General features: G+C 73.0%; 4 protein-coding genes. 2 read left to right on the top strand and 2 right to left on the bottom strand.

Features of this window, described 5'->3' with window-relative positions; genetic code table 11:
* Positions 1–193: 193 nt before the first annotated feature.
* Entirely contained in the window at positions 194–1,366 is a 1,173-nt protein-coding gene (locus tag D7V93_RS36500) for a TIGR02266 family protein (RefSeq protein ID WP_244237721.1), read from the bottom strand.
* A 93-nt stretch (positions 1,367–1,459) separates the two neighbouring features.
* Positions 1,460–3,286 (bottom strand): Hsp70 family protein, encoded by a 1,827-nt coding sequence (locus D7V93_RS36495; protein ID WP_120647749.1) that lies wholly within the window; start codon positions 3,284–3,286, stop codon positions 1,460–1,462.
* A 183-nt stretch (positions 3,287–3,469) separates the two neighbouring features.
* Here D7V93_RS36495 and atpH point away from each other — a divergent pair, with 183 nt between their 5' ends.
* Together atpH and D7V93_RS36485 are read left to right on the top strand one after the other, a co-directional pair.
* Complete coding sequence (gene atpH, locus D7V93_RS36490) at positions 3,470–4,012, top strand: ATP synthase F1 subunit delta (RefSeq protein WP_120647748.1); 543 nt, start codon at positions 3,470–3,472, stop codon at positions 4,010–4,012.
* A gap of 147 nt (positions 4,013–4,159) precedes the next feature.
* Positions 4,160–5,644 carry a PAS domain-containing sensor histidine kinase gene (locus D7V93_RS36485; RefSeq protein ID WP_120647747.1) on the top strand — a complete coding sequence of 495 codons (1,485 nt, stop codon included), beginning with the start codon at positions 4,160–4,162 and terminating at the stop codon, positions 5,642–5,644.
* Positions 5,645–5,683 lie beyond the last annotated feature (39 nt).

Raw genomic sequence — 5,683 nt, 5'->3', positions numbered from 1 at the left:
CTTCTCCCCGTCGCTACACCCCACCGCCAGCAGCGTGAATCCCACCGCTCCGAAACGCGTCCAATGCATGAGCCGCCCTCCCTCGAAGACTTCGCGGGCATGGCGCATTGCCACGCGCGTGCCAGGGGGGAAGCCGCGCCCCGCCGCCTGCGATTGCGGGGGGTTGCGGGGCGCGTCCGGGCGCCCGTCGCACTCAGAAACCTGAGGCGCGCGCGGTGCTGGCGGGGGGAAAACCGAGGGTCTGCGGCACGAAGCGCACGAAGCGCTGCGCCAGCTGTGCGTCCATGCCCTCCAGCTTGAGCCCCATGCCCGTCTGCGAACGGAAGGCTCCGCCGGGGCCGGGCGGGTTGGACCACGCCACCACCGCCTCCGCGGCGCACGGCGTGCGCTGGCCCGCCATCACCAGCCGCAACGACAGCCGGGCGCCTTCCCGCGCGGGTGTGAGCGTGCGCACGAAGAGGCCCTGGGGGCTGGCGTCGTGGCTGAAGCCGCTGAGCGTGGGCCCACCCTGCGAGGAGAACTCCACCACGGTGAAGAAGGGCACCCGCTCCGCGGCCCGCAGGGGCACGGTGCCCGGCGACAGGCGCGCGAGCACCCGGCTCAGCAGCTCATCCGCGCCCAGGTTGCGCTTCTCCAGGAGCGGCGCGCCGCACAGCTCCTGCGCGCGGGCGAGCACGTCCGGCGCCTCCTCCACCCGCGACATCAGCACCAGCGGCTTGCGCGGGAACCGCTCCCGCAGGCACGTGGCCAGCCCCAGCGCCTCGCGCGGCAGCCGCGACACGTCCACCACGAAGCCATCCAGCCGGTCGCCGTGGGCGACGGCCTGATTCCCCGCGTCGTCCAGGTCCTTCGCGTAGAGCACGTGCAGCCCCTCGTGCTCAAGCGCTCCGCCCAGGAAGGTGTGCAGGAAGCGGCCGCCCTCCACCAGCAGCATGCCGCGCCCGCGCGGAGGCCCCGTCCAGGCGCGCTCCCGGGCCAGGCGCACCGCGGCCACCTTCGCCGCCAGCGCCTCCTGGCTCACGGGCTTGGGCAGGAAGTCGTCCGCGCCCGCGCGCCCGCAGTGCATCACCTCATGGGGCTCGTCCGCGGCGGTGAACATCACCACGGGCACGTTGCGCCCGGCCGCGTGCGCCTTCACCGCGCGGCACGCCTCGTCCCCCTGCAACTTCTCCAGGTGCAGGTCCATCAGGATGAGCGCCGGCACGCGCTGCTGCAGCTCCGCGAGGCACGCGTCCGCCCCCTCCAGCGCCACCACGTCGCAGCCCATGCGCGACAGGTGCAGCCGCACCACGTCTCGCGCCGTCCGCGAGTCGTCCACCACGAAGACCAGGTCTCTCGGGCGGGGAGAAAGTCCGGGGTTCATCATGACTTCCGGAGATAGACGGACTCCAGCAAAGGCACCACGCACCCCGCGAGGCAACGTGCGCTGGTGGACGCCTTACGTCCATGGCGCGCGACGTCAGCCACGGGGTTCCGCGCGACCCGACAGAAGCTGCGTCAGCTGGCGGGCAATCTGGGCGCACTGCGCCGCGTCGCCGGCCTCCAGCGCGTCCTTGCCGCCCACCAGGAGCTGCTGGACGGTGCCCACTGCGGACTCCGTCTCCGGGCTGGGGTTCTCCTTCGCGCTCTTCTGGAGCAGGCGGGCGAGCTTCTCCCCGCGCTCCAGCAGCTTGCGGAAGGTCTCCTCCGCGCGACGCGCGTCCACCACGCCCTGCGCCTGGGCGTAGTTGAGCTGCTCCTGGCCCAGCTTCTCCACCTCGCCCTGGGGCAGGCTCGCGCGGGCCTCCAGGCGGACCAGGTCCATGTTGCCGGAGGTGAGGTCGGTGGCCTTCACCGCGAGGATGCCCTCGCTGGACAGCTCGAAGACGACCTCCAGCGGCGTCTCTCCGCGCGCGGCGACGTGCAGGTTCTTGAGGACCACCTCGCCCAGCTTGTGGTTCTCGTCCTGGAACTCGCTCTCCCCCTGGTACACGGGGATGCGCGCCTCGGACTGGCCGGAGGTGCCCGGGAAGAAGATGTCGCGCGCCACCACCGGCACGCCCGTGTTCTTGGGGATGAGGCGCTTCACGCGCCCGCCCATCACGCCCACGCCCAGGCTCTGGCTGGCCACGTCCAGGAGCAGCGCCTGCCCCGCCTGCCGGATGAGCTCGTCCGCCTGCACCGCGGCGCCCAGCGCCACCGCTTCATCCGGGTGCACGTCCGTGGACGGCGCGCGGCCGAAGAAGTCCGCCACCAGCCGCCGCACCAGCGGCACGCGCGTCATGCCGCCCACCAGCAGCACCACGTCCACCGAGCGCGGATCCATCTTCGCCTCGGCCATCACGTTCTTGCAGACCTCCAGGCACCGGCGCGACAGGGGCTCCGACAGCGTCTCGAAGAAGCTGCGCGTGAGCGCGGTGTTGATCTCCGTGAAGCGCTTCACGCCCGCGGCGTGGTCGCCCAGACCGGACACGGAGATGGTGGCCTCGTCCGCTTCGGTGAGCTCGCGCTTGGCCGCCTCCGCCGCCACCTTCAGGCGCCGCAGCGACTGGGGGTCCTTGGACACCGCGTCCTGGAAGGCGTCCTCCACCTGCGCCAGGAGCCACTGGACGATGCGCTGGTCGAAGTCCTCGCCCCCGAGCGCGTGGTCGCCGCCCGTGGCCTTCACCTCGAAGACGCCCGCCTTCACGTCCAGGATGGACACGTCGAAGGTGCCGCCGCCCAGGTCGAACACCAGCGCGCTGCCCTCGAAGCCGCGCGACAGGCCGTACGCCAGCGCCGCCGCGGTGGGCTCGTTCACGAGCCGCACCACGTCCAGCCCCGCGATGCTCGCCGCCTCGCGCGTGGCCTGGCGCTGGTTGTCGTCGAAGTTCGCGGGGACGGTGATGACGCACTTGCGCACGTCGCGCCCGAAGTGCGCCTGCGCGTCCAGGCGCAGCTCCCCCAGGATGAAGGCGGAGATCTGCGTGGTGGGCAGCACCCGGCCCGCCAGCTTCACGCGCACGTCCCCCGTGGGGCCCGCGACGAGCGGATAGGGCACCATCGACTTCGCCTGCTGTACGAGCTCCGGCGTGTAGCGCCGCCCGAGGAAGCGCTTGGTGGCCCACACCACCGCGTCGGGTTGTTCCTCCGCGAGCGCCTGCGCGGCCTGCCCCACCACGCGGTCGCCCGCGCGGGTGAGTCCCACCACGGAGGGTGTGAGGCGGCCTCCCGCACGAGAAGGGATGAGGCGCGGACGTCCGTCTTCCACGGTCGCCACGACGCTGTTGGTGGTGCCCAGGTCGATGCCGATGACGGGTTCTTGCATGGGGCGGGAGGACCCCACGCTACGGTGACCCGGAGCTTCCGCCAAGTCCCTTGCTTCCCGGGCGTCACCTTGCGGTCGCTGAAGCGGGCCGCCCGGCTCCGGCCCCCGGTCAAGCCCCGGCCGGACCCCGTTCCCGGAACCGGATTGCCGTGGGGAAATCCCCATGCTAAGGGCGCCAGCGTCATGGTGAACGTCTCCATCGCCCGCCGCTACGCCCGCGCCATCCTCGACGTCGCAGCGGAAGGCAACCGCACCGACCTTGTCGCGGAGCAGCTCAACGCCTTCGCCGACGTCGTCGGGCACAGCCCCGAACTGTCGGACGTGCTGCTCAACCCCGCCTACAGCCGCGCCCAGCGCAGCCGCGTGGTGGAGGCCGTGCTGCAGGCGCTGCCCTCCCCCGCGGATCCGGCGCTCGCCAACGCGCTGCGGCTGCTGGTGGACAGGAACCGCCTGGGCTACCTGCCCGACATCGCCCGGCTCTACCGCGACATGGCGGATGCCCGCGCGGGCCGCGTCCGGGGTCAGGTCACCAGCGCCGTCCCGCTGTCCGCGGACGCCGTCACCCGCCTCCAGCAGACGCTCCAGCAGCTCACCCAGCGCAACGTCGTGCTGGAGACCCGCGTGGACCCGGCCCTGCTCGGCGGCGTGTCCGCCCAGGTCGGCGGCACCCTCTACGACGGCACCCTGCGCACCCAGCTGGAGCAGCTGCGCCGCGAGCTGAAGTAGCCCGCCTCCCCAGCTGCCGAGGCCAACGCCCCAGGTTGGCCTTTTTGCCCCGCAGTCCTAGTCAAACCCGTATTTCCTGCTGACACGGGTAATGGGTATACTTCGCGTCAACGCGGACAAGCCCGCGTTTTCCGAGACGACCCGCCCATGCCGCAGCCCGTGTTCCACCGGCTTCCCGGAGCCCTTCCGTCCGCAGGGGTTCCCGAGGAGGCATGGCCCTTCCTGGGTGCGTTGCTCAACGCGCCGGGTTGGGGGGTGGCGTTGGTGGACGCGGACGCGCGCCTCTTGTGGATGAACGACCTGCTGGCGTCGCTGTGCGGCCGGCCGTCGGGGCTCTGCGTGGGGCGGCTCCTGGTGGAGGCCTGGCCGGGGCTCGCGCCCACGCTGGCGCCGCTGCTCTCCCGGGCGCGCCTGGGTGAGCGCGTGGCGGAGGAGCTGGTGTCGGGGCGCTTTGGAGAAGTGGGCACGCTGCGGCACCTGACGGTGAGCGCGCTGCCGGCGGCTCCGGGGGCGGGCGTGCTGCTGCTCTTGCGCGACACGTCGGCGCGCCTGCGCGAGGAGGCGGCGCTGCGCGCGAGCGAGGAGCACATGCGCAGCATCGTGGAGATCGCCTGTGACGGGTTCTTCTTCCACGAGCGCGGGCAGTTCCTGGACATCAGCCCGGGGCTGGCGCACCTGCTGGGGCACTACGACACGGCGGAGTTGATTGGCCGCAGCGTCATCGAGTGGGTGGCCCCGGAGTTCCGCGCCGCCGCCCGCGACGCGATGGAGCGCGGCGTGGAGGCCCCCTACGAGGTGGCCGTCCTCCACCGCGACGGCCGGCGCATCCCCGTGGAGGTGATGGCCCGCCCGGCCACCTTCCAGGGCCGCCCGGCGCGGCTGGCGGCGGTGTGGGACGTCAGCAGCCGCAAGGCCTCCGAGGAGCGCCTGTCCCGCATGGAGCACTTCCGCGAGCAGTTCCTGGGCGTGGTGGGCGGCGACCTCCAGGCCCCGCTCCAGACGCTCCAGCGGGACGTGCTCGCGCTCCAGCAGACCCCTTCACTGCCGGAGCCCCTGGCGGAGCAGGTGGGCCGGGTGGGACAGGGCGTGCGGCGGGTGGAGCGGATGATCCACCAGCTCCTGGACTTCACCCGCGCCCGGCTGTCCGGCGGCCTGCCGTTGCAGGCGTCGTCCGTCCACCTGGGCCACGTGGTGGAGCAGGTGGTGGCGGACCGGCGGCAGGCCCACCCCGGCCGGGACCTGCGCCTCACCGCCCTGGGGGACCTGAGGGGCACCTGGGACGGCGGACGGCTCACCCAGCTGGTGGACGCGCTCCTGGGCAACGCGCTGCACCACGGCCCCGCCACGGCCACGGTGGCGCTCCAGCTCCAGGGCCACGGGGACGGCGTCACCCTCCAGGTGCACGACCAGGGGCGCCGGGTGCCACCGGAGAACCACGCCACCCTCTTCGAGCCCTTCCGGCGGTACGCCACGTCGGACAAGGAGGGGCTGGGGCTGGGGCTGTACCTGGCCCGGCAGATTGCCCTGGCCCACGGCGGGCGCATCTCCGTGGAGTCGGGGGGGACCGAGGGCACCCGCTTCATCGTGTGGCTGCCCCGTGCGAGCGGCGGGACCCTGGCGGCCGGCTCCTGAGCGGGCGGCTTTCCGCGCGGGTGGCCCGGGGCCTCCGGG

Origin of the sequence: Corallococcus llansteffanensis (genome assembly GCF_003612055.1) — a bacterium.
Taxonomy (GTDB): domain Bacteria; phylum Myxococcota; class Myxococcia; order Myxococcales; family Myxococcaceae; genus Corallococcus; species Corallococcus llansteffanensis.
This window is presented reverse-complemented; position numbering and strand designations above follow the sequence as displayed.